Raw genomic sequence first — 19,319 nt, 5'->3', positions numbered from 1 at the left:
CCGACCACGGTGTGGATCAACAAACCAGCAGCTCAACCCGCAGATCTACAGAACACCTGACCACGAAAACGTCTCACTTGACTTGACAGGTTCCGCTCTTCGGTTGGTTGTCTGAACAGTGATCTCCAAAATCGGCCCTAAAACCCGGGTTTAAGGGCGCGGGTGCTCGCACGGCGGTGACGGGGCCGTGCCTGTGGTCGCTCAAGAGCGCCGGTTGCGGTGGCGGTTGGCCCGGCGGGCAGGGCCGGAAGCCTGGTTCGATTATTACCCTCCGTGACGGATGGAACCGTGTGTCCGGCTGCCGGTGTGTGAGGGGATCATCGGGCGATGGGTGACTTTGCGGCCGTGCGGCGGTTGCCGCCACGGCGGTGGCGGATCCTGTCGTTCCTTGCGCAGCACGGCTCGGTGTCGACGCTGGATGTGGCGCTGGTCTGTGACGTGTCGCGGCTGACGGCCCACCGGGACCTGGTCTGGCTTTATGAGGCAGGGCTGGTGCGCCGCGAACGCTGCGAGGAGGACCGCACGCACACCTGGTGGTACGAGGTCACGGCCGAGGGGGTCGAGGTGCTCCGCCGCACCCTGACAGCGGCGGGGCGGCCGGTGCCTCTGCAACTGGGCCGGCGGCGTCCGAGCTTGGCGGATGCCCTGCTGTTTCTGCCGTTGGTCGAGGTGTCACGGCGGAATCCGGGGCGGTGCGAGCTGTTTCAGTGGCTGGCGACCGTGGAAACCTCGGCGTGGCTGCGCCAGCACGACCTGGCGCATCTGCGGGCCGACGGCTACGGCGTCTGGCTGGAGGACGGGCGGTGTCTACGGTTCCTCGTGCACGTCGACGCAGGCGCCGTCGGCGATGCTGCTGTCGCGCGTGAGAAGCGGTCGTCGGGGCTTGGCGGGCTGCTGACCGGCTATCGGCGCACTGGCGGGGTGGTTCCGGTAGGAGCAGTCTTGGTCATCGCTCAGGACATCGAGCGTCAAGAGCAAATGCTGGCGGGCCTGGGCCGTGAGCCGCTGCGAGCGCGGGTCGCTGTCACGACGAGGGAGATGTTGTATCGGTACTGGGCCAATGACCAGGTGTGGAGCCTGCCCGAGGACGGCAACGCCAGGCGGCTGATCGACCTCGACTTCTGATCTCGGCTCACACCCAGCTCGAACACAGGGCGTGACATCTCAACTGGCCGTCCAGGGGTCCGCGCTGGCCGCTGACAGCCGTGGCTCTGTCCCCTACCGTCTCTGGGCCGAGGCGCCGGCCCGGGAAACACCGCCAGCTCGCGAAGCCGGTTTTCGAGCATCTCCCGCACGTGCTCGCGCTTGCTGCGGATGTGGCGGAGGGTGCTGAACGCATCCGCCTGATCGGCGCGATGGTGGGCCGGCGGCTTCCTCGGCCTCTCCAGAGCCGATGGTGCCTGCCCATCCCTTGAAACCTGCCGGGCGTTCCCTGGTCCGGCCACGCGCCTTGGTCGGGGCCGACAGTCAGCGCGACGTGCCGCTGTCGGCGCCACACCGGCGGCGCTGAACACTCTTTCACATTCAGAGGAGTTTCTTTGTTCTCTCCAGATTTCTCCGCCGCCGGGGTCGCTGGCGGTGACAGTTTCCGGCTTGACCTCCGTTGCGGGGTCGGGCTTGATGTCCCCGTTGGGGTCAGTCTTCAGCCGGACCCCCGAACGGACCCTTTGTTTCCTCTCACACCGCAGCTCAGCCCGTCTGTCAGCGCTGGAGGCTTGTCCTGCGACAGACCCTGCCTGGTCTCGGGTCTCTCCCCCTGGGCAGCGGCATCGGCTTGGAGGGAGGTGGTAGCTGGTGGATGATCCGGTTCTGCGGGTCCAGTCGCAGCTGACCGACCGCGATCGGGTGCTGCTTGGCTGGCTGTACGACCACGGCGTGCTGACGTCGTTCCAGATCGCCCGCGCGCTGTTCCCGTCGCTGGACTTCTGCCAGCGTCGGCTGCGCACGCTGTACCGGTTGCGGCTGGTGGCCCGGTTCCGGCCGCAACGCGCCGACGGCGGCTCGTACCCGTACCACTACGTCATCGACCAGCTCGGCGCCGAGGTTGTCGCCGCAGGCCGCGACGAACGCCCACCTCGCCGCGACCACGCCCGTGCCGAACGGCGGCGGTGGACATCCAGCCGCACCCTGACTCACCGGCTCGGGGTGAACGACTTTTTCACCGAAGTCGCCGGCTACGCCCGCACCCATCCCGACGCCCAGCTCAGCGAGTGGTTGCCCGAGGCGGTGTGCCAGCGGGCCGGCACGTTCACCGGCCCGGGCGATCCGGGTCTGGTGCGCGGCTACCAGCCGCGGGTCCGCCCGGACGGCTACGGCCTCTGGGCCGAGAACGGCACCGCCGTGCCGTTCTTCTTCGAGTACGACACCGGCGGCGAGCAACTGTCGGTCCTGGTCGGCAAGCTGGCCGGCTACCGGGAGCTGTTCGCCACGATCGGGCGGGCGTGGCCGGTGCTGTTCTGGCTGCACTCCGCTGCCCGCGAGCGGAACCTGCGCCGCCTGCTCGCCGACACGTCACCGCGGATTCCCATAGCCACCGGTGCCCGCGACCAAGCCGTGTCGGCGGGACTGTGTCCCGCCGAGGCGGTCTGGGGCCTACCCGGCGAGGGAGGACAGCGGTGGCGCCTGACCGATCTGGCTGCCTACGTCGTCGATGGCCGGGACCACCCGGGCGAGGCGGCGTGATGGCCGGTAGCGGCCAGGCGACCGCGGACGATACCTCGCCTGCGTGCAGGACAGCAACGTCCGGCCGCTCCCGCTGCTCTCTCAGTGTTTGGCCCGCGGCGGCTGACAGCGCGGTGAGAGCGGCGGACCGTTCCGTCAGCGGCGGGACGGAGGTATGGTCCCGCACCTTCTGCGGCCGGTTCACCACCGGTCGCTGGTCCACGTTCGTCGCGGTCCGCGACGGGGACTCCCGGACCGGCCTCCTCACTACCGAATCCAGCTTGGCTGGCGGAGCCTTCGCCGCGGTCCCGCCCGGGGAGGTGGTCCGCTACGCCACCGGTATCTGATCCGGGCCGTGGTCCGCGCTCGAGTCGAGTCGAGGGTGGCGTCCAGATCGTGATCATGCTGGCCATCGGTGGGGCGGCTGGTGCGGCCAGCTTCACCCACGTCCACAACGTCGCCGCCGCCCACGGCCAACCCGGCTGGCTGGCCTGGGCTGACGCGGTCGTGCTGGAGTTGATGTCCATCGCCTCCGGCCTGGAGCTGCGCCGCCGCAAACGCGCCCACACCTCGACTGTGTTCCCCGCGACCGTGCTGGACTGCGCGGTCACACTGTCTCTGGCCGCGCAGGTCGTCGAGGCCGAGCCGTCCCCGATCGGCTGGATCGCCGCGGCCGTGCCGGCGCTCGGTTTCCTCGTCATGGTCAAGGTCGCCCTCGGCTATGCCAGTACGGCGCCCGGGACCGACCGGGCCACTGCCGTACCGTCCACCGTCCACCCGGTGAGCCCGTCCATCACCAGCGCTTCACCAGGCGGCGGACCGGAAGCAGGCATCCGGTCCGGCGCACGCGCGGTGGACCCGGCCGTCCCGACGCGGACGGTCCACCAGACCGATGGTGGCCGCCGTCCCGACGGACCGGACCCCCACCAGTCCGGGAGACCGGGCCGCCGGCGCAGACCACCGCGCCGCAGTCCGTCACCCAACAACCCAGCCGGCATCAATGAGCTGCTGCCAGCGGCACGGCGCGTCCACGAACGGCTTACTGCCCATGGGCAGCCACTGACCCGTGCCGCACTGGCCGCCGCGCTGCGCGCCGCCGGGCACACCGTGTCCAACACCAGGGCCTCGGAGTTGCTGAAGATCCTCAAAGCCGAGCAGGCCGCAGCAGGCGCACCAGGCTCGCACCACCAAGCGGCCGCGAGTCTGGCAGCCGACACCGAGCCGGCTACACGCCCGGGGCCAGCCACCGCCACACCGGTGGCCCCACCCACACCACACTCGCCCACCCCGGAGTCGGGGACCCCGACGCCATGAGCACCAACATCGGCTCTACAGAGCAGCCCATAAGTTCGTCGTGATGGTGGGGCCCCAGGCGGGGCGCGGCGCGGGTCTCGGCTGTCCTCGGCGGCGACGACTTGATCTTTGTGGAGAGTCGAGCGTCAATGCTCGCGGTCGCCATCCGCTGGTCTGGGTGGCGGCCGCTGGCGCCAACACCACCCGTCGAGGGGCAAACGCTGATGACATCGCCGCGCCGCCGCCCTGTGCCCCGCAGCGTTACCGACGCCGGCTGTGGTGCTCACCTGCGACTTTGCCCCCGCTCACCTCCTTCGCCCCGGACAGCCCGGCGGCTGCGCCGGCGTGCCTGATCGATCTACCGGCCGTGCATCGCGAGACGGACTTCCCGCGTGCTCGGCGGCAGGCCACCACAGGAACACACGCCCTGATCATCCCCACCCCACTGCCATGGGAGAACCTGTGCCATATCGCCTCCGTATCCTGCGACGGTTAACCCACACCCTCTCTGCCCAGAGCGCCGCACGCACTGTCCACGGCGACGCCGTGAGCGCCCCTGGCACCACTGGCAACCTCGGCAGCGGCGAACTCCTCGCTGACGTCGCCGAGGACTCGGTCGACGTGGAAGCCGAGCAGGTGTGGGCATGAGTATCGAAGCGGTCACCTGGGCGCTGAACCACGCCCCCGACGTTCCACCTCAGTGCCTCGCCGTCCTGATCGGCCTCGCCAACCACGCACACGCCAACGGCCGCGCCGCATACCCCACACAGGACAGGCTCGCCCACTACGCCCGCAAGTCCGTCCGCTCGGTACAACGCGACCTTGACGAGTTGGCGCGACGCGGCCTGATCCGGCGCGGCGACCAACGCCACACCGCGTTCCTCCCGGCCGACCGCCGACCCGTCGTGTGGGACCTCGCCATGGAACGTCGCAGACCGCTACCCGACGCCCTCGACCCGCTCGCTGAGCCGCAGTCCGGGCGCCCCACCGAGGTGCCCGATCCTGTGGATAACCGGGGTGACGCACATGACGCCCCGGTGCCCGACCGGGGTGACGTACACGTCCGAACGGGGCGACGTACACGACCGGACGGGGCGACGTACACGTCGTATAAACCGTCCTTAACCGTCCAGAACCAAACGCGCGCGCGTACGCGCACGCGCGCGTTTCACGGCACCGCGCCACCCACCAACCCCATTGCGCACTGCCCTCGACACCGGGGATCCCCCGCCGGCAACTGCGGACCATGCCGTTCGGAACTCTTGGCAGGTGGATCATGACGCCACCGCCGGGCTTGCGCTCCGCCTCGTCTCTGTCAGTCGACGACCGCACTGGTGTCGTTGCCAAGCGCATGAGTGGCTCGTCCACCCGCACACCCAGGGTCGCCCGACCTGTACCACTCGGAGCTCCGATTCGGTCAGGCCGTCGAGGATCTTTCGGTCAGGCACGACCGGTCTCGGCCAGCTGGGTATTCGACCAACGCCGACCAAAGGCAACCGTTGCGCCCACTGATGAAGGCATTCGCCGAACGCACAGCGCTCTGTGCAGAAGCATGACTGCCTACGCCGCGAAGCGGTCGGTGACGTCGCGGCCGCTGGGCAGGACGCCGCGAGCGGGATCTGGACGCCGACCCGAACCATCTCCGTACCCGCTCCGAACGAGGTCGGCATCCGCCACGTACGCCACCTTCGCAGCGGCACCGCCGCTGCCCGCTTCTGCCGCTTGAGGATCGCCTCGGCGGTGATGACGTCGGCATGACGGCCTTCAAGAACCTCCAGCAGTTCCGCGCTCGACGTCGGTCAGTTCGTCGGTTCGCAGCGTGAGCTGGTAGTGCTGGCGCGGATCGCCAGTCGGTGAACTTATCGACGCGGTCGAGGACGTCGGCGACGAGCTTCTTGAGGTAGATGCGAGGTGCCACGCCCACCTGGCCGCCGAGCGCACCGGTGACGGCGCGGGCCAGCATGGCGAGGTACTTGTCATCGCCGGGGCATCAACTGCGGCGCTGGCATGGATGGCTCGTACCCGTCGGCCGTGGTCGACGAGCGCGTCGGTGGTGAAGCCGGGCAGTCGTAGCTGGGTGGCGCGGGGGTTGTCCCAACGCGGCTCCGGGCCGAGGTCGGTGGCGAGCCGCTGGGCGAGCGGCGCGAGACGTTGGACCAGATGGCCCTGGGACTGTAGCCGGTGCTACGGGGAGAATAAGGACGTGCCAGTCATCACCGCCGTCCTTGGGGACATCACAACGCAGGAAGTTGATGCCATAGTCAACGCGGCGAACACGGCTATGCGCGGAGGGGGTGGCGTGGATGGCGCCATCCATGGCCGCGGAGGCCCGGCCATCTTGCGTGACTGCATCGCCCGATTTCCGAACGGCCTCGCCACTGGCGACGCCGGTTGGACGACGGCAGGGGATCTGCCCGCCCGGTGGGTCATCCACACGGTCGGCCCGAATTACAGTGCCGGGCAGCGCGACCGCTCCCTGTTGGAGGCGTGCTACCGGCGCGCGCTGGAAGTCGCCGACGAGCTCGGCGCGCTCAGCGTCGCATTTCCGCTGATCAGCACGGGCGCCTACGGCTGGCCGCGCGCCGACGCCATCGCGGCGGCGATCGAGACCATCGCGGCTGCTAAGACCCGGGTCACCGAGGTACGACTTGTCGCATCCGCCGGAGCCGTGTACAAGCAGGTCCGTGCGCTGCTCTGGGTTCACTGTCCGCCGCCCGTCGGCACAGGCACGGTCGGCTCCTTGTTCGAACGCGAGCCGATTCAGTTCAGCCTACGCGGCGATTCCTACCTGTGGCGGGAACTTCGCGCGCGGTTCGCCGGCACGCCGCTGCCAGACGACTGGTTCACCCTACGGACGCTCATCTCCGACGCCATCGAGCAGGTCGTTGGCGAACCGCTCACCAACCGCGAATCCAAACCGTGGCATGACAACACCGCAGCGATTTATCTCCCCGAGTTCGACCCAGGCCATGGCATGTCCGCTGGCGCCGTTCACCTTCCGTGGTGGGCACACACGGGTGTGCCGATCTTGCTCGACCGGTACGCCGCGCTACGCGATTCCAAGGCGCTCCAGGAGAATTGAGCACCCTCCGGAGGGACGCGTGTTCCTCCGAGCCCTCGTGAGGACTTTCGCTATGTGTAACCGGTCGAAGACGAGGAAGCCCGACGGCCTGGACCTGTACGGGATTCTCTGAAGGAAAGCCGCCGTGAGGCGAGTCAGATTGACAGCCTGCCCAGTTTCGTGACTCTACTCGCTGATCACGATTACCCCTCGGATTCGGTGAGGAGCGATTCCCATTCCTTCTCCAGGGCTTGATTGATTCGATGGTCGCGGACGATGGCTTCTCTGAACCAGGCGATGGTGGCGGGCGCCATGGCGAGAATCTGGCTGTAGTTGAGGGCGGCCGGGTTCATGCCGAACAGCAGCCCGGTCTTGAGAAGCGTGCCTGAGGTGGCGATGGTGTGCCCGAGCAGCAGCATGGAGGTGAGTTTGGCGTGCTCCAGCTTCCGTTGCGCTGCGCTACCGCCGGTGGCGTAGCTCTTGAGAAGCCAGTATCCGCGGATGATCGCGGACACGACGCCAGGCGTAATGCCCATTGTGAAGAAGTGGCGCAGGTCGTAGCCGTTCGTATACATGTAGCGGGCGACGTCGGTCCAGGGCACCTTGAGGCCGGAGGGGCCCAGTGCGAACGGCGAATTGACCTGGCCGAGTTGAAGCAGGCTGAAGAACGGGGGCTGCAGGCCGGCAGGTGTGTAGACATCCGAAAGCAGATGGCGCACCTGGGTGATGAGGGCGGTGATCAGGTCGACCGGATCGTGGTTGGTGGCGACTTGGATCAGTTGCCCTGCCTTGTCGATGTAGGTGCCGGTGCCGTGCATGAGATCTGCCACGCCGTGGAGGAAACCCAGGGCCGGATCGTGGCCGAGGCTCTGGAGCCGATGGGTAGCGGGCCGCATGCCGCTGACCAGGCCTTCGGTGGCCTTCGTGGTCGGGGCGTCATAGGGCACTTTGGCCAGCTTCTCGAACCTCTTGAAGAATCGGGCGTGCACGTCTTGAGCCCGATCCTTGTCCTTGAGCCATTTGGTGAGCGGCGATCCGGTCTGCTTCTCGCCGAGGAAGGTGGAGTCTTGGGGGATGCGTACGAGGATGACGTCAAGGAGGGTCGCGAGGGCTCCGGCAACCAGGACGACCGTCCAGTCGGTCTTGTCCCAGCTGATGTCGCCATGTTCCTCGGTGTAGCTGCGCAGGCTGCGAGCTATCTGGCCGGGGGGAAGAACCTGCTGGAGCGGGTCCCGGGTCAGATCGATACCCAGCAGATCCAACCGGGCTTCGGCAAGCCTGACGAGCTGATCGAAGTCGCTCTCAGTCGGAACGATGGGCACGGCGTAACGGGGGTGGCGCGGTGTCTCGACACTCACAGTGGCCGCCGCCATCGGCTGGGACGTTTGGGCTGGTACGAGAACACCCAGTGCGTGGAGACGGGCGCGCACCGCATCCAACTCGGATTCGACCGAGTCCAGGGTGTCGCTGACGCGGCGTTCGCGTTCGAGGGCCTCCTTGAGGTCGATTTCCACCTGGTCGAACAAGCTCCGCAGTTCGGTCAGCGTGACGGCCTGGTAAGCCACGACCGCAGCGGCAGCCGAATGCTGGTCACCCGACACGGAGCGGCTCCCGACGTTCGAAGGCCTCCTGGCTGGTCTGCAGATTCACCAGGGCCGACTGAAAGGCGACCAACTCAGCCTTGAGCGTGGCGAGTCGCTCTTCGTTCCTCGTGGTCTGGGTGAGGTAGGCCTCCATCCGGTGAGCGAGCCCCGCGATGTCGTCGGTGAGCTCGGCCATCGCCTGCTGGTGATTCTTGATGACCTGCTGAATCAGATGCTCCCGCCGATTCTCTCGTTCACGCTCGTTGGTGGCCAGCATCCAACGCGCCCCCTGATGGACCGCGACGCCGAGAATCACCACCGTGCCGATCCCGGTGACCATCGCGCTCAAGCCCAGCAACCCGCCGAACCCCAGGGCGGCCAGACCCGAGGTGATTCCCGCCCCGCTGAGGCCGGAGACGCTGCCAGCAAGACTGACCGCGGCGATCGGGGCACCGAACGCAGCCGCCTTGGCAGCGATGTCCTTGGTGGTGGTCTCCAACTGGCTGGTCGTGATCTTGCCGGAAGCGAAGTCCTCTTCGGTAATCACAAACCGTTCGGTTGCCTCCACGACTTGCTCAGCTGATTCCGGGAACACGAGTCCTGCGACCAGCACGATCCGCTCACGCTCGGCGTCCGCAGCATGCCTGTCAGCACGCGAGATCCGCACCAGATCGCGCACCAGCACCGTGAACACCGGCTCGCGCTGATCCTCCTTGAGGAGGTCGTGCAATTCCCTGGACAGCTCCACCGTGGCGTCGGTGACCCCTGCGTCGCTCGCAGCATCGCGTTGTGCCCCAGTGATTTCCCGGCGCAACTCCGATCGCGCTTCGCCGTCGAGACCGATCGTCGATGCGAACAAGTACAGATTCGCGATCTCGCGAGGGTCGAGGAGGCCGTCGACCAGCGCCAAGCTCACCAACACCCGGCAATAGAGCAACTTCCCGTCGGCGCTGAGCGCGGACAAGTCGCCGAAATCAGCGGTGTTGCGGGACGACCACGCTGACAGGCCGTCCTTGACATCTGCGACCTTCGCCTGCACCTGCTCGGCGGACTGCTTCACTCTCTCCTGGGCATCGTCAGCAGCATCAGCGACAAGCTGCCACGCGGCGCTCGTGCTGTCGGCAACCATCCGTCCAGCGGCGTCGGCGACGCCCTTCAGCCGTTCAAGCCCAACGTCACGAAGGTCCATCGCCATCCCTTTCACATCAGTTGGCGAGAGGCTATCGGTTGCCGCCAACAAGACCACATCCTCCGGGCGGCCCTGGTCCTCATCCGCGAGATGGCGACGTCCTGCGGCCATGGCGCCGCAAGCCACAGCGAACGCCTCAATGCCTGGCGAACCACCCCGGAACGGCCGGCCGCCGCCGGGCTGCTCACCTTCACCACGGCACCTGACAAACCGCCCGTGCCGTATCGGCGTCCGCGCCTGTCCGAATGGTCCACTCGTCGTCGCCGAGGTCGTCCAGAACGATGTCGAGGACGCTCACCAACAGGTGAAAAGATCTTTCGGGATCGCCCGGCGATGAGCTTGCGTTCGGCTCCCACTCCCACACTCACCCCCGTCACCTGCGATGCCGGCGGCGGCCGTGTCTTGGTTGGGCCGCGCTCCCTGCACGTACAGCCTGCGCAGGGGGCAGGCCGATGCTATGCGGACCAGGCTAGGGAGGTCCCGCAGGCGGCTGGTCCGACCAGACAAGATGGCTTGCCCGTTCCGCAGGTCTGCGTCAGCCCTTCGTGATCAGCTTGGCCCGTCCGGTCGGTGAAATGGCCAATCCCGCTTCCGGTCTCCAGATCTACACCTGATCTTGGATGTCCTACCTGCACGGCACGATGTGCGCCATGACGACGCACCACCCAACCACCCGCCGCCTGGTTTATGGCCACGCGCAACTGCACGACTGCCTCGCCTTCGCCGACGCGAACACCGCTGCCCAGGAGGCCGAGGAGATCAAGGCGCTCGCCCCCGCCCGTACCTGAGGAGAAGCCCGCCAGGTCCAGATGACCCACCTGTCGAATCCTGCTGGCCCAGATGAACACTTCCCCGACGAGGATCCCGCCGACAACGAGCCGTTCGAGATCAACGAGCTGAACTCGGTCGCGGAGGGGGACTGGCCCCCGATGGTCACGGAGCGGGCCTTCAAGCTGCTCCCCGAGGACCTGCAGGACCGGTTCGGCGAGCGCCGGTTCACCGCGCTCAACGGGGACTACCTGGAGATCCCGGTCGACCGCGAGGGTGGGCTGGTGGCGGAGCTGCGCGAGCGCGGTTACGAGGTCAGCCGCGATGACGAGCTCATCAACGTGCTCGACGGCCGCAGCTTCAGCCCGCTCGGCTGAGCGTCTCCCTCCTCCCATCGGCGGCGCCTGGTTCGTCGGCGGAACCCGGATGGAACCGGAGGAATCAGGGCGGCGGTGAGGTCTGCTCCTCGCTCCCGGTGGTCCGCCTTCAGGCTAGCGGGCCACCAGAGTCTGGCCGATCGAGGATCGTGTGGACCTCGTCGGGGTTCAGGCCAACGCGTCCGACCCGGGCGGCAGTCGGCGCTCACGCACCTGTCACGGAAGCAACGACGCCAATCGGGTAGATCCTGCGCCCTGATGCTCGCTGCCGTCCCATGCCCGTTGCGCACAGTCGATCATCGTCATTAGCCTCTCCCCATGCCCGAGATCTTTCAGATGGATCGCGTCGATCGGATCGCCGACATCCTCTACGGCGTTGCCGTCGCGGAGGGCCTCATCGGCTACGGCCCGCTGGCAAAGCGCGTCGGTCTTCAGGCGAACTTCCTGAGCCAGCCGCTGGCCCAGGTGTCGGAGCGGGCCGCTGAACGAGGCGACCCGATCTGGAGCGCGCTCGTGGTCGGCAAGGACACCCGCCGGCCGCACGAGGGCTTCTACACGCTCGCCCGCCGGCTGCGCAGCGAGTACGCAACCCTCGACGACGAGGTGCTGTGGCAGAAGGAGCGCGAACGCTGCTACGCCGCAGCGCGCTGACGGCATCTGCGTAGGGCGGCGAGCCCGCCGGCGCCCCGGCACCACGGCCCGGAGGACGGGTACGCCGTCGACGACCCCTGCGACATCACCGACGTGGGCACAGTCGTGGCCGGTACTGGCTCCGATGGTCACGACCGGGCGTTCGACGTGCTACCGCAGGACCTGCAGGACCGGTACGCCACACTCGTGTTCACGGTTCACACCAAGTGAGTACTTGAGGGTTCCTGGCTGCGAGGGTGGACTGGTATCACGCTCACCGGCGGCGCTTGTTCAGGCTCGGCAGGCCGCCGGACACGGTCCGGACGGTGCCGTCCGGGTTGCTCCGGCCCGGCTTTTGTAGGGCCTCGGCGACCCGCCGTCCGGCGAGGTCGGAGGCACTCAGGTTGACGACGACCCGGTCCGATCGCTGCCAGCTCCGCAGCCGGGCTCGAGCTTGCTCGCTGTCGGCGAGGCCGGTCAACGTGCGGATGGCTGGCATCGCCCTGGACGGGTCGGCGAGCAGCAACTGGGCGACGTCGGCGGGGCTCAGCCTGCGCGGTGACACGCCGCCCACCGCAACGAGGGAGGCGTGGATCTGCCCGTTTTGAAGCCATAGCCACACCTGCGTCTTGCCATCGCCAGCCCGCATCACCGGCGTCGTGGAGGCGGTAGCCGAGCTGGGCGATGGCGTCGGTGAGACTCGACCGGTCCGGCCGGTGGGGGCGGGTTTCGTCGCCGGCTCGGCCGAGAGGTGGGCGCTCAGGGCGGCCGGCGGTTGCGCTCGGCGCCGCGACTGTGGCGGGACGTCCGCAGGTGGGCGGGGCGAGGTCGCCCGTTCCGGCGGTGCCTCCTCGCCGGGCCGCGGGCGCTCGGTCGGCGCCGCTTGCCGCTGCCGCACGAACCGGCCGGCGTGCTCCCACTGCTCCGGTGTGAACCTGACCGGGATGACCTCGGTCAGGTGCGGTGCCGCCGGGTCGTGGACGGTGAGGTGAGCGCGTCGCTTCGCATGATCGGCTGCGGTGAGTGACCCGATGTCGAGGACCGCGGCCAGCGGTATCCACCTGATGTCCGCCTTCCGCCACGGCAGCAACCGCCGACGTCGGACGACAAGGTGCTCCCTCTCGAACCAGGCGTCCCACCGTGCCACCCCTACCACCTCCCGTGCTGCGCACGTTAATGGCCTGACGATCACCCCTGCACTCGGCGCAACGGCCAGGTGTCATGACAGTTCGTCGGGTTGCGTCAGCGGCGCAGGCGGCGGGAGCACTCGCCGTCGTGGCCGTCGCGGAGCACGCAACGCCGGCCGCCGGGCAGCCGCAGGTCGCAGAAGACCCGGTGGCGGAGGAACTGCCGGTCCTCCTCGGAGACGGTCGTTCTGACATTCCTCGATAACCCTGTGTGTTCGAAACCACGCGGGTGATCGGGTATCGGAGGTGGCCGGGTGGATCTCGAGTCGCTCGTACGATCGCTCGGGCGCGAGTCGACGCTCACGGTCCAGTCCTCCGAGGAGCTCGCCGCGGAGGTGCGCCGACAGGCCGAGAAGGCCGAGGACCGCGAGGCGTACCGGTACACCAAGGCGCTGTCACCGGTGGGGGTCGGCCCGGGTGTTCACCAGCCCGGCGCAGGTGCTGCACGAGTTGGGCGTGGCCACGACGTTCCTGACCGCCTCGCCCCTGGCCCAGGTGGCCCGGCACTGGGCGCACGTGCGCTACTGCGCGACGCTGACCGCGCGCAACGGCTGTCTCGCCCAGTCCCCGCACGCGGGCAACGTGGTCTATCACCACAAGGTGGCGCAGTCCGAGCAGTTGGGCATCGGGCTGGCGCTGGTGGTCGCGAAGAGGGTGCTGCGCCGGCAGCACCCGAACTGGGTTTTCCACGCCGTCGACGCGGAGGTGGCGTTGAAGGCCGGCTTCCTCGACGGCGTCGGCGAGGTCGACACCGCGTCGAAGACCAAGAAGCGGCCGGACTACATCCTGCTCGGGCACCACAGCTCCGGCCGGCGCAGCGGCGTGAAGATCGTGATCCTGGAGTGCAAGGGCACCCACAAGTCGCCGACCTTCGCGTACGAGCAGTTGGCGCGGGCGGTCGTGCAGGTCGACGCGCTGCGGGTGGCCGGGCGCTGCCAGCCGTCGCTGATGGTGGCGTCGTACCTGACCGCAAGCCGGATCACGTCGTACGTCCTCGATCCGCCGGGTGACGGCGAGCTGTGGTCCGGCGCGGACGACGACCTGGACGAGTTGCTGCGTGCGGCCCCCGACGACCAGGACTGGCGGGCCCGGTCGGCGGTCCCCGACGACGCCCGCGCCGGGGAGGTTCCCACCGACGGCGCTCTCCCCGCCGGCCGGCACGCAGGTGCCGCTCGCCGGGGAGCCGCCGCCCGGCGCGCCCGACGTGTTCGACATCCCCGCCGAGCGACGCGGCTGGTTCACCCAGATCCTGACGCGGGCGGTGGCGGCGACCACGCTGCTCTTCTCGGGCGACAACGGGGCGGCCCGCGGGTATGCCACGCCCCGGCAGCGCGGGGAGCCGGCGGCGCCGGCGCAGGATGCCCTGTTCGAGCCGGATCTGCCGTGGGCGTCAAACACCGCCCAGACGCTGCCGCTGCGCGACGGCCTGCGCGCCGAGGGCAGCCGCTACCTCGCGCCGCTGCCCGGCGGCCGGACGCTGGAGGTGTTCCGGGGCGTGGAGAGCGAGCTGTACCGGCATCTCGCGGAGGGCCGGATCGGCCAGTACCTGCGGACGGCACCGCGAATCTTCGACAGGTGGTCGGCGTCGCGCAGACAGGGCGAGGTCCTCTCCCTGAGCCGGGACGGCACCGTCCTCGTCGTCCGCGCTGCCGACAAACAGCGTTGACACTTGCACCAAGCTGCCCGGCGCTGTCAACCATTCGTTGCCCGAGCGCGACGAATGGCCCTGTCGGACCGCGTCGACTACCACCTAACATCGAGTTTCCTGCATGCCGCGTTAACCCTCGCCGGGTCGTTTCGCGGGTGATTCCTTGCGCCGACGGCAGCGGAGGGCAGCGTGGTAATCAAGCGCACCGTCAACGACTGGTACGCCAACGCGGAGGGGCGAGGTTCGAGCGATTTCCGGCACGACTGGGAGAACGACGACCTGCCCGACCGGACGCCCGACGTCTGGCTCGACCGACTTCAGTCCAAGGGCCGCGCCGCCACCACCAGTCCGGCGCGTCAACGCGCGCCCAGGTCCGCCCCGGCCGGCCCGAATCATCGAAGCAGACCCAGGCAGCAGGAATTGGCGGACGCCGCCCGCGCGCTGAAGGCGCGAATGCGCGGTATCAAGGACACGACAATCGCCCGGCATCTTGCGCAGAGCGGCTGGCCCGGGGTCTCCGCCGACCAGGTCCGAGCGGCGCTGCGTGCCTACCCCGCACAGACCGGGAAACCGCCGGCACCGAGTCCCTCGGCGCCGCGAAGAGTCGAACCCGTCAAGAAGAAGCAGCAGTCGTACGGCACCATCACCATAATCAGTCCACCCACCGCGACCCGGAAGCCAGCGAGCAACGATGGGGCTGTCTCTGTGCCACAGGCGCTCGCCAAGGTGGCTCACGCCGCCCAGGCCAGGCACCCGCAGCTCGGCATCAAGCGGCTGACCAAGGAGGTACGCAAACGCGGCTGGCCGATGGTCACCCAGGAGCAGGTACAAGCGGCCCTCCTCGCGCACCCCCTTCCGCCGCGAACCGGCCCCTCGCTTCGCAGCCTGCCGGCTCCGGTGTCGCGTCCGGTCGAGCGTGCACCTCATCCGGATGCCTGCTTCGCGTGCGGGGTGGTCCCGTCACTTCTGGGAATGTGCCGCTGCTCCTGAAACCAGCGGCTCACACTCCAACGTCACTTGATCTTCGGGCTGGCGCCGTGAGCGAACCGGTTCGGGCAGAGGGTGCAAAGAGCTCGGTGTCATCGGTGGGTAGCTGGCCCCGATGGGCGTGTGGGGATGCTCTCGACATCGGTAGCCTCGGTCGATGGACTACGAGCGCGCACGCGCACGTGCCTTGCGCAGTGCGACCGGAAACTTCAACCGCTCGCTGGCCATGATGCGCAGCCGTGATCCGCAGGCGATGGAGGACGGGTTCGCGCTACTGCGGGACACGGCTCGACAGCATGTCCAGGAGTTGCTCGACGCGTACGGTCAGGAGGCTGACTACCGGACCCGGTTCCTGCTTCTGGAGCTCATCGGAGAGACTCGGTCGGCTCAGGCGTTCGAGGTGCTGGCCGCGGAGCTGCTGAACGACGACGAGATGTTCAGCTCAAGGGCGGAACGTGGGCTGCGCCTTCTGGACACCAGGGAGGCTCGACGACTGCTGTGGCAGCACCGGAACAACCGATCTGGATTTCCAGGACCTGATTCGATGCGCTGATCTGGACGAGCAGAGGCTGCGAGCGCGTCCGACACCGTAGGGGTGCCCGAATCACATCGGCTCGCCGCACTTCGTACCGTCGATTATGTTGGCGGGCCGGTGGCGCCCGCCTGCCGGCGGCGCTCGTCGGCCGGCGGCGCTCGTCGGCCGGCGGCGCTCGTCGGCCGGCGGCGCTCGTCGGCCGGCGGCGCTCGTCGGCCGGCGGATGCGACCGGCGTTTCAGTCCTGGTAGTACTCGGCCCCCAGGTGGGTGATCTGCTCCTCGCCCATCAGCCAGCGGAGGGTGTTCTTCAGCTTGGTCTGTTGGATGAACAGGTCGTGCTCGGGATAGACGCTGGGCGCATGCTGCGGGTCCTTGAAGTAGAACGACAGCCACTCCTGCACGCCCCTGAGCCCCGCTCGCTGGGCCAGGTCCGTGAAGAGCACCAGGTCGAGCACCAGAGGAGCAGCCAGGATCGAGTCACGGCACAGGAAGTCGACCTTGATCTGCATCGGATAGCCGAGCCAGCCGACGATGTCGATGTTGTCCCAGCCCTCCTTATGGTCGCCGCGAGGCGGGTAGTAGTTGATGCGTACCTTGTGGTAGAAGTCGCCGTAGAGTTCGGGGTGGAGGTTCGGCTGCAGGATGTGCTCCAGCACGCCGAGCTTGGACTTTTCCTTGGTGCGGAAGCTGTCGGGGTCGTCCAGCACCTCGCCGTCGCGGTTACCCAGGATGTTGGTCGAGTACCAGCCCTGAAGCCCGAGCATGCGGGCCTTCAACATCGGCGCCAGCACGGTCTTCAGAAGGGTCTGCCCCGTCTTGAAGTCCTTGCCTCCGATCGGCACGCCGGCGGTGTGGGCGAGTTCCGTGAGTGCCGGCATGTCGGTGGTGAGATTCGGTGCGCCGTTGAGGAACGGGACGCCCTCGGTGAGCGCCGCGTACGCGTAGAGCATCGAGGGCGTGACGCTGTCGTCGTCTGCGTCCATCGCGGCTTCGAACGTTGCCAGTCTCTGGTGGGCCGGGCCGGGCTCGATGTAGGTCTCGGTGGACGCGCACCAGATCACGACCAGCCGGTCGCAGGAGTGTTTCGCTCTGAACTCGCGGATGTCCCTGCGAATGGCCTCGGCCTGCTCCCGCTTGGTCGCTGCGGGCTTGACGTTGGTGCCGTCGAGTCGCCGCACGTAGCGCTGGTCGAAGACGGCCGGCATGGGCTCGATCTCCTTCAGCGCGGCTGCGATCGGTTCGATGTGGGCATAGCGGTCGAGCACACCGCACTTGAGCGCGGCCTCGTAGGCCGTGTCGGAGATCGGGTCCCAGGCACCGAAGACCAGCTGGTCGAGGCCGGCCAGCGGCACGAAGTCGCGAATGAGCGGCACCCGGTGCTCGGTCCGCGTGCCGAGGCGAATGGTGCCCATCTGGGTGAGCGAGCCGACAGGCTCAGCGAGGCCGCGCCTGATCAGCTCGACGCCGGCGATGAAGGTCGACGCCACGGCGCCGAGCCCAACTGTCAGGACGCCCAGCCTGCCGACGGCGGGCTCGATGTGGTGCTTCGATGTCTCCACGAAGTCTCCAGCCTCCAGGATGCTGCCGCGCTGACAGCTCGATTTCTGTTCGACGTCGTTCAGCGGGTGCTCGTGCGTCGGGTCGACATCCGCCGACGCTGGACTGTCGTGATCGAGGGCCGGGCAACCCGCTATCGCGGCCGGCGGGCTCGCGCCTGTGGTGACGATTCGCGCACGGAGCGGATCTCGCCGCCGAGTGCTGCGAGCCGCTGCAGGGTGTAGGAGGCGGCGTCGAAGGCCGTACAGCCGCGGTAGATCCGTCCGTAGTCGTCAAACAACTGCCCGATAAACTCGTTCTCCCCGACCTCCGCCGCGGTCCACCGGTCCCAGAGCACGTGCCGCACGGCCTCCGTCACGTCGGTGGCGGAGTCCTGGAAGACGATCTCGTAGCCCTGGTCGCGAAGCGCGCCGATCAGGTGCTCTGCCGCCTTGGCCTGCATGCCGTCCGCGAGTCGCCCGTCTTCGTACTCGATGCCGGGGAAGTCGATCGGCGCCCAGGCGAAGTCGTCCGGGCGCATGAACCTGAAGATGAACGTCCGGCGCAACGTCTCCTGGATGTGCTCGGCCAGCATCGCGCGCCGCCCCTGCCCGGGGCGCCGGCTCTCCCAGACACGGATCTCCTCGGCTCGTTCGGGATCCCAGCCCGCCATGCCGCCGACGACGACATCCGGTTCCGGAAACTCCGGGTACCGCAACCGCCACATGCTGACCGTCTTCGGCTCGACGCCGAACATGGCCGCGATGTCGGCCACGCTGAGCATCTCTCGCACCACGTGCCCTCCACCCCCTCCTTGTAGAACATCATCTACAAAGTAGCCCTCGAACACAGTTTGTCAACCACCTTCTACAAACCGAGGGTGATCAGGGCATGACGACGAGGGCCCTCAAAAGCGCCGGCGGGCGCGAACGGAGCACGGCCGGATTCGCCGTGAGCCCCGTCCGCGACCGGCCACCGCCGAACCGCTGGGGCAGTGAAGCAGTCCCAGCCGCATGGCGGTGTCGGTGAGGCGGACCGGGCGGGAGCAGCCGACATCCAGCGGCACACCACGCAGCGCCACCGTCCCGGGCGAGGCGTTGCGCGGCGGGCAGGTCGGCGGCGACCACGGGCAGGTGGATGGCGTACCGCTGAGTCATCCTGGTCGGCGCGTGCCTGGTCGGACCACCACCGTCTCGCCCGTGCCCGGACCGCCTGTCACCTGGGCCGGTCCTTTGTAGGAGACCCGGTAGGCAACCCGCCGCTGCGAAGGGTGCAGGAACACCCGCCAGGCGGCGAAGGGCTTGTCGAGGATCTCGGCGAGCTCGTCCGGGTTGGTGACCAAGGTGATCCGGCTATGGGTGTTGGCGATCGCGATTCCAGGCTTTCGGTTGGCTCTGGCGTCGCGTCCACCGGCCGGCGCTGGGCCACGACGTCGCGGTAGGCCTCGTCCGGCGTGAAGCCCTCGGCGAGGTACTGCAGCACCTCGAACTGGTCCTCGGGCAGCAGCGTGCCGATGCGTCCAGCTGCCGCTTGTCGATGATCGTGCGTACCGCCCGCAACACCTGGTCGTCGATGCCGAGGTGCCGCAGCACCGTATCGGAGTGCTTGGCGAACAGCAGAGTCGGCGCTTTCGCCGCGGCCTTCTCCAGCGCCGGGGTGAGTTGCTCGATCGCGACGACGTTGCCGACTTCCAGCGCCCGCGTCGCCGTGTTGACCGTGTAGGGCCGCTTCGCGGCCCAGGTGTACGCGTTGTCGTGCGGCACGATGTTAAGAGCGACCGGCGATAGGTGTTACCTGAGCCTGCGGGTGGTGGGGCGTGTGTCCCAGCGGTAGAGGGTGCGGGCGCGGTGGATGAGTTGACGG

General features: G+C 68.3%; 20 protein-coding genes and 1 pseudogene. 11 read left to right on the top strand and 10 right to left on the bottom strand.

The window, feature by feature from the left end:
- The first annotated feature begins 327 nt into the window (after positions 1–327).
- The 4 genes from AB0G14_RS32135 to AB0G14_RS32120 all read left to right on the top strand — a co-directional run bounded on the left by AB0G14_RS32135 (position 328) and on the right by AB0G14_RS32120 (position 5,234).
- Positions 328–1,125 (top strand): DeoR family transcriptional regulator, encoded by a 798-nt coding sequence (locus AB0G14_RS32135; RefSeq protein ID WP_357703960.1) that lies wholly within the window; start codon positions 328–330, stop codon positions 1,123–1,125.
- 669 nt (positions 1,126–1,794) lie between these two features.
- Complete coding sequence (locus tag AB0G14_RS32130) at positions 1,795–2,682, top strand: replication-relaxation family protein (protein ID WP_357703958.1); 888 nt, start codon at positions 1,795–1,797, stop codon at positions 2,680–2,682.
- Between the two features lie 381 nt (positions 2,683–3,063).
- The gene (locus tag AB0G14_RS32125) at positions 3,064–3,975 is read left to right on the top strand and encodes a DUF2637 domain-containing protein (protein ID WP_357703962.1); all 912 of its coding nucleotides are present in this window, start codon (positions 3,064–3,066) and stop codon (positions 3,973–3,975) included.
- A gap of 623 nt (positions 3,976–4,598) precedes the next feature.
- The gene (locus tag AB0G14_RS32120) at positions 4,599–5,234 is read left to right on the top strand and encodes a helix-turn-helix domain-containing protein (protein ID WP_357703956.1); all 636 of its coding nucleotides are present in this window, start codon (positions 4,599–4,601) and stop codon (positions 5,232–5,234) included.
- 137 nt (positions 5,235–5,371) lie between these two features.
- Here the strand turns inward: AB0G14_RS32120 and AB0G14_RS32115 are convergent, their stop codons facing one another.
- Positions 5,372–5,917 (bottom strand): hypothetical protein, encoded by a 546-nt coding sequence (locus tag AB0G14_RS32115; protein ID WP_357703954.1) that lies wholly within the window; start codon positions 5,915–5,917, stop codon positions 5,372–5,374.
- An 86-nt stretch (positions 5,918–6,003) separates the two neighbouring features.
- A pseudogene (locus AB0G14_RS32110) lies at positions 6,004–6,114 on the bottom strand (hypothetical protein); the annotation flags it as partial.
- A gap of 43 nt (positions 6,115–6,157) precedes the next feature.
- On the opposite strand from AB0G14_RS32110, the gene AB0G14_RS32105 reads away from it, so the two are divergent.
- Positions 6,158–7,036 carry a macro domain-containing protein gene (locus AB0G14_RS32105; protein ID WP_357703952.1) on the top strand — a complete coding sequence of 293 codons (879 nt, stop codon included), beginning with the start codon at positions 6,158–6,160 and terminating at the stop codon, positions 7,034–7,036.
- Positions 7,037–7,218: 182 nt separating this feature from the next.
- On the opposite strand, the gene AB0G14_RS32100 is transcribed toward AB0G14_RS32105, so the two are convergent.
- Together AB0G14_RS32100 and AB0G14_RS32095 are read right to left on the bottom strand one after the other, a co-directional pair.
- Complete coding sequence (locus tag AB0G14_RS32100) at positions 7,219–8,616, bottom strand: hypothetical protein (RefSeq protein WP_357703950.1); 1,398 nt, start codon at positions 8,614–8,616, stop codon at positions 7,219–7,221.
- Positions 8,606–9,898, bottom strand: coding sequence for a TerB family tellurite resistance protein (locus tag AB0G14_RS32095; RefSeq protein WP_357703948.1), 1,293 nt, complete (start codon positions 9,896–9,898; stop codon positions 8,606–8,608). The genes AB0G14_RS32100 and AB0G14_RS32095 overlap by 11 nt, the downstream gene beginning before the upstream one ends.
- Positions 9,899–10,407: 509 nt before the next feature.
- Between AB0G14_RS32095 and AB0G14_RS32090 the strand changes: the two genes are divergently transcribed.
- From AB0G14_RS32090 to AB0G14_RS32080, 3 genes are all read left to right on the top strand, one after another.
- Positions 10,408–10,575 carry a hypothetical protein gene (locus AB0G14_RS32090; protein ID WP_357703946.1) on the top strand — a complete coding sequence of 56 codons (168 nt, stop codon included), beginning with the start codon at positions 10,408–10,410 and terminating at the stop codon, positions 10,573–10,575.
- Between the two features lie 21 nt (positions 10,576–10,596).
- Positions 10,597–10,932 (top strand): hypothetical protein, encoded by a 336-nt coding sequence (locus AB0G14_RS32085; protein WP_357703944.1) that lies wholly within the window; start codon positions 10,597–10,599, stop codon positions 10,930–10,932.
- Between the two features lie 318 nt (positions 10,933–11,250).
- On the top strand, positions 11,251–11,583 hold the full coding sequence (locus AB0G14_RS32080) for a hypothetical protein (RefSeq protein ID WP_357703942.1): 333 nt from the start codon (positions 11,251–11,253) through the stop codon (positions 11,581–11,583).
- 253 nt (positions 11,584–11,836) lie between these two features.
- Here the strand turns inward: AB0G14_RS32080 and AB0G14_RS32075 are convergent, their stop codons facing one another.
- Positions 11,837–12,127 (bottom strand): hypothetical protein, encoded by a 291-nt coding sequence (locus AB0G14_RS32075; RefSeq protein ID WP_357703940.1) that lies wholly within the window; start codon positions 12,125–12,127, stop codon positions 11,837–11,839.
- 1,401 nt (positions 12,128–13,528) lie between these two features.
- The gene (locus tag AB0G14_RS32070) at positions 13,529–13,732 is read right to left on the bottom strand and encodes a hypothetical protein (protein WP_357703938.1); all 204 of its coding nucleotides are present in this window, start codon (positions 13,730–13,732) and stop codon (positions 13,529–13,531) included.
- 74 nt (positions 13,733–13,806) lie between these two features.
- Between AB0G14_RS32070 and AB0G14_RS32065 the strand changes: the two genes are divergently transcribed.
- The 3 genes from AB0G14_RS32065 (at position 13,807) to AB0G14_RS32055 (ending at position 15,937) form a co-directional block, all read left to right on the top strand.
- Positions 13,807–14,415, top strand: coding sequence for a hypothetical protein (locus AB0G14_RS32065; RefSeq protein WP_357703936.1), 609 nt, complete (start codon positions 13,807–13,809; stop codon positions 14,413–14,415).
- A 171-nt stretch (positions 14,416–14,586) separates the two neighbouring features.
- Positions 14,587–15,387 carry a hypothetical protein gene (locus AB0G14_RS32060; protein ID WP_357703934.1) on the top strand — a complete coding sequence of 267 codons (801 nt, stop codon included), beginning with the start codon at positions 14,587–14,589 and terminating at the stop codon, positions 15,385–15,387.
- A 154-nt stretch (positions 15,388–15,541) separates the two neighbouring features.
- Entirely contained in the window at positions 15,542–15,937 is a 396-nt protein-coding gene (locus AB0G14_RS32055) for a HEAT repeat domain-containing protein (RefSeq protein WP_357703932.1), read from the top strand.
- Positions 15,938–16,156: 219 nt separating this feature from the next.
- On the opposite strand, the gene AB0G14_RS32050 is transcribed toward AB0G14_RS32055, so the two are convergent.
- The 4 genes from AB0G14_RS32050 to AB0G14_RS32035 form a co-directional block, all read right to left on the bottom strand.
- Entirely contained in the window at positions 16,157–17,479 is a 1,323-nt protein-coding gene (locus AB0G14_RS32050; RefSeq protein ID WP_357703930.1) for an inositol-3-phosphate synthase, read from the bottom strand.
- Between the two features lie 131 nt (positions 17,480–17,610).
- The gene (locus AB0G14_RS32045; RefSeq protein ID WP_357703928.1) at positions 17,611–18,252 is read right to left on the bottom strand and encodes a hypothetical protein; all 642 of its coding nucleotides are present in this window, start codon (positions 18,250–18,252) and stop codon (positions 17,611–17,613) included.
- A 357-nt stretch (positions 18,253–18,609) separates the two neighbouring features.
- Positions 18,610–18,798 (bottom strand): hypothetical protein, encoded by a 189-nt coding sequence (locus tag AB0G14_RS32040; RefSeq protein ID WP_357703926.1) that lies wholly within the window; start codon positions 18,796–18,798, stop codon positions 18,610–18,612.
- A 10-nt stretch (positions 18,799–18,808) separates the two neighbouring features.
- Positions 18,809–19,219: a hypothetical protein gene (locus tag AB0G14_RS32035; protein ID WP_357703924.1), complete on the bottom strand. Its 411-nt coding sequence runs from the start codon at positions 19,217–19,219 to the stop codon at positions 18,809–18,811.
- Positions 19,220–19,319: the final 100 nt, after the last annotated feature.

The sequence above is a fragment of the Micromonospora sp. NPDC023814 genome (assembly GCF_040639595.1).
Lineage (GTDB): Bacteria > Actinomycetota > Actinomycetes > Mycobacteriales > Micromonosporaceae > Micromonospora.
This window is presented reverse-complemented; position numbering and strand designations above follow the sequence as displayed.

Bases quoted from the DNA above. Each gene is read 5' to 3' on its own strand.
- AB0G14_RS32055 (WP_357703932.1), top strand. From the start codon at position 15,542: ATGGACTACGAGCGCGCACGCGCACGTGCCTTGCGCAGTGCGACCGGA.
- AB0G14_RS32135 (WP_357703960.1), top strand. From the start codon at position 328: ATGGGTGACTTTGCGGCCGTGCGGCGGTTGCCGCCACGGCGGTGGCGG.
- AB0G14_RS32085 (WP_357703944.1), top strand. From the start codon at position 10,597: ATGACCCACCTGTCGAATCCTGCTGGCCCAGATGAACACTTCCCCGAC.
- AB0G14_RS32120 (WP_357703956.1), top strand. From the start codon at position 4,599: ATGAGTATCGAAGCGGTCACCTGGGCGCTGAACCACGCCCCCGACGTT.
- AB0G14_RS32125 (WP_357703962.1), top strand. From the start codon at position 3,064: ATGCTGGCCATCGGTGGGGCGGCTGGTGCGGCCAGCTTCACCCACGTC.
- AB0G14_RS32115 (WP_357703954.1), bottom strand. From the start codon at position 5,917: ATGCTGGCCCGCGCCGTCACCGGTGCGCTCGGCGGCCAGGTGGGCGTG.
- AB0G14_RS32090 (WP_357703946.1), top strand. From the start codon at position 10,408: ATGTCCTACCTGCACGGCACGATGTGCGCCATGACGACGCACCACCCA.
- AB0G14_RS32080 (WP_357703942.1), top strand. From the start codon at position 11,251: ATGCCCGAGATCTTTCAGATGGATCGCGTCGATCGGATCGCCGACATC.
- AB0G14_RS32095 (WP_357703948.1), bottom strand. From the start codon at position 9,898: ATGGCCGCAGGACGTCGCCATCTCGCGGATGAGGACCAGGGCCGCCCG.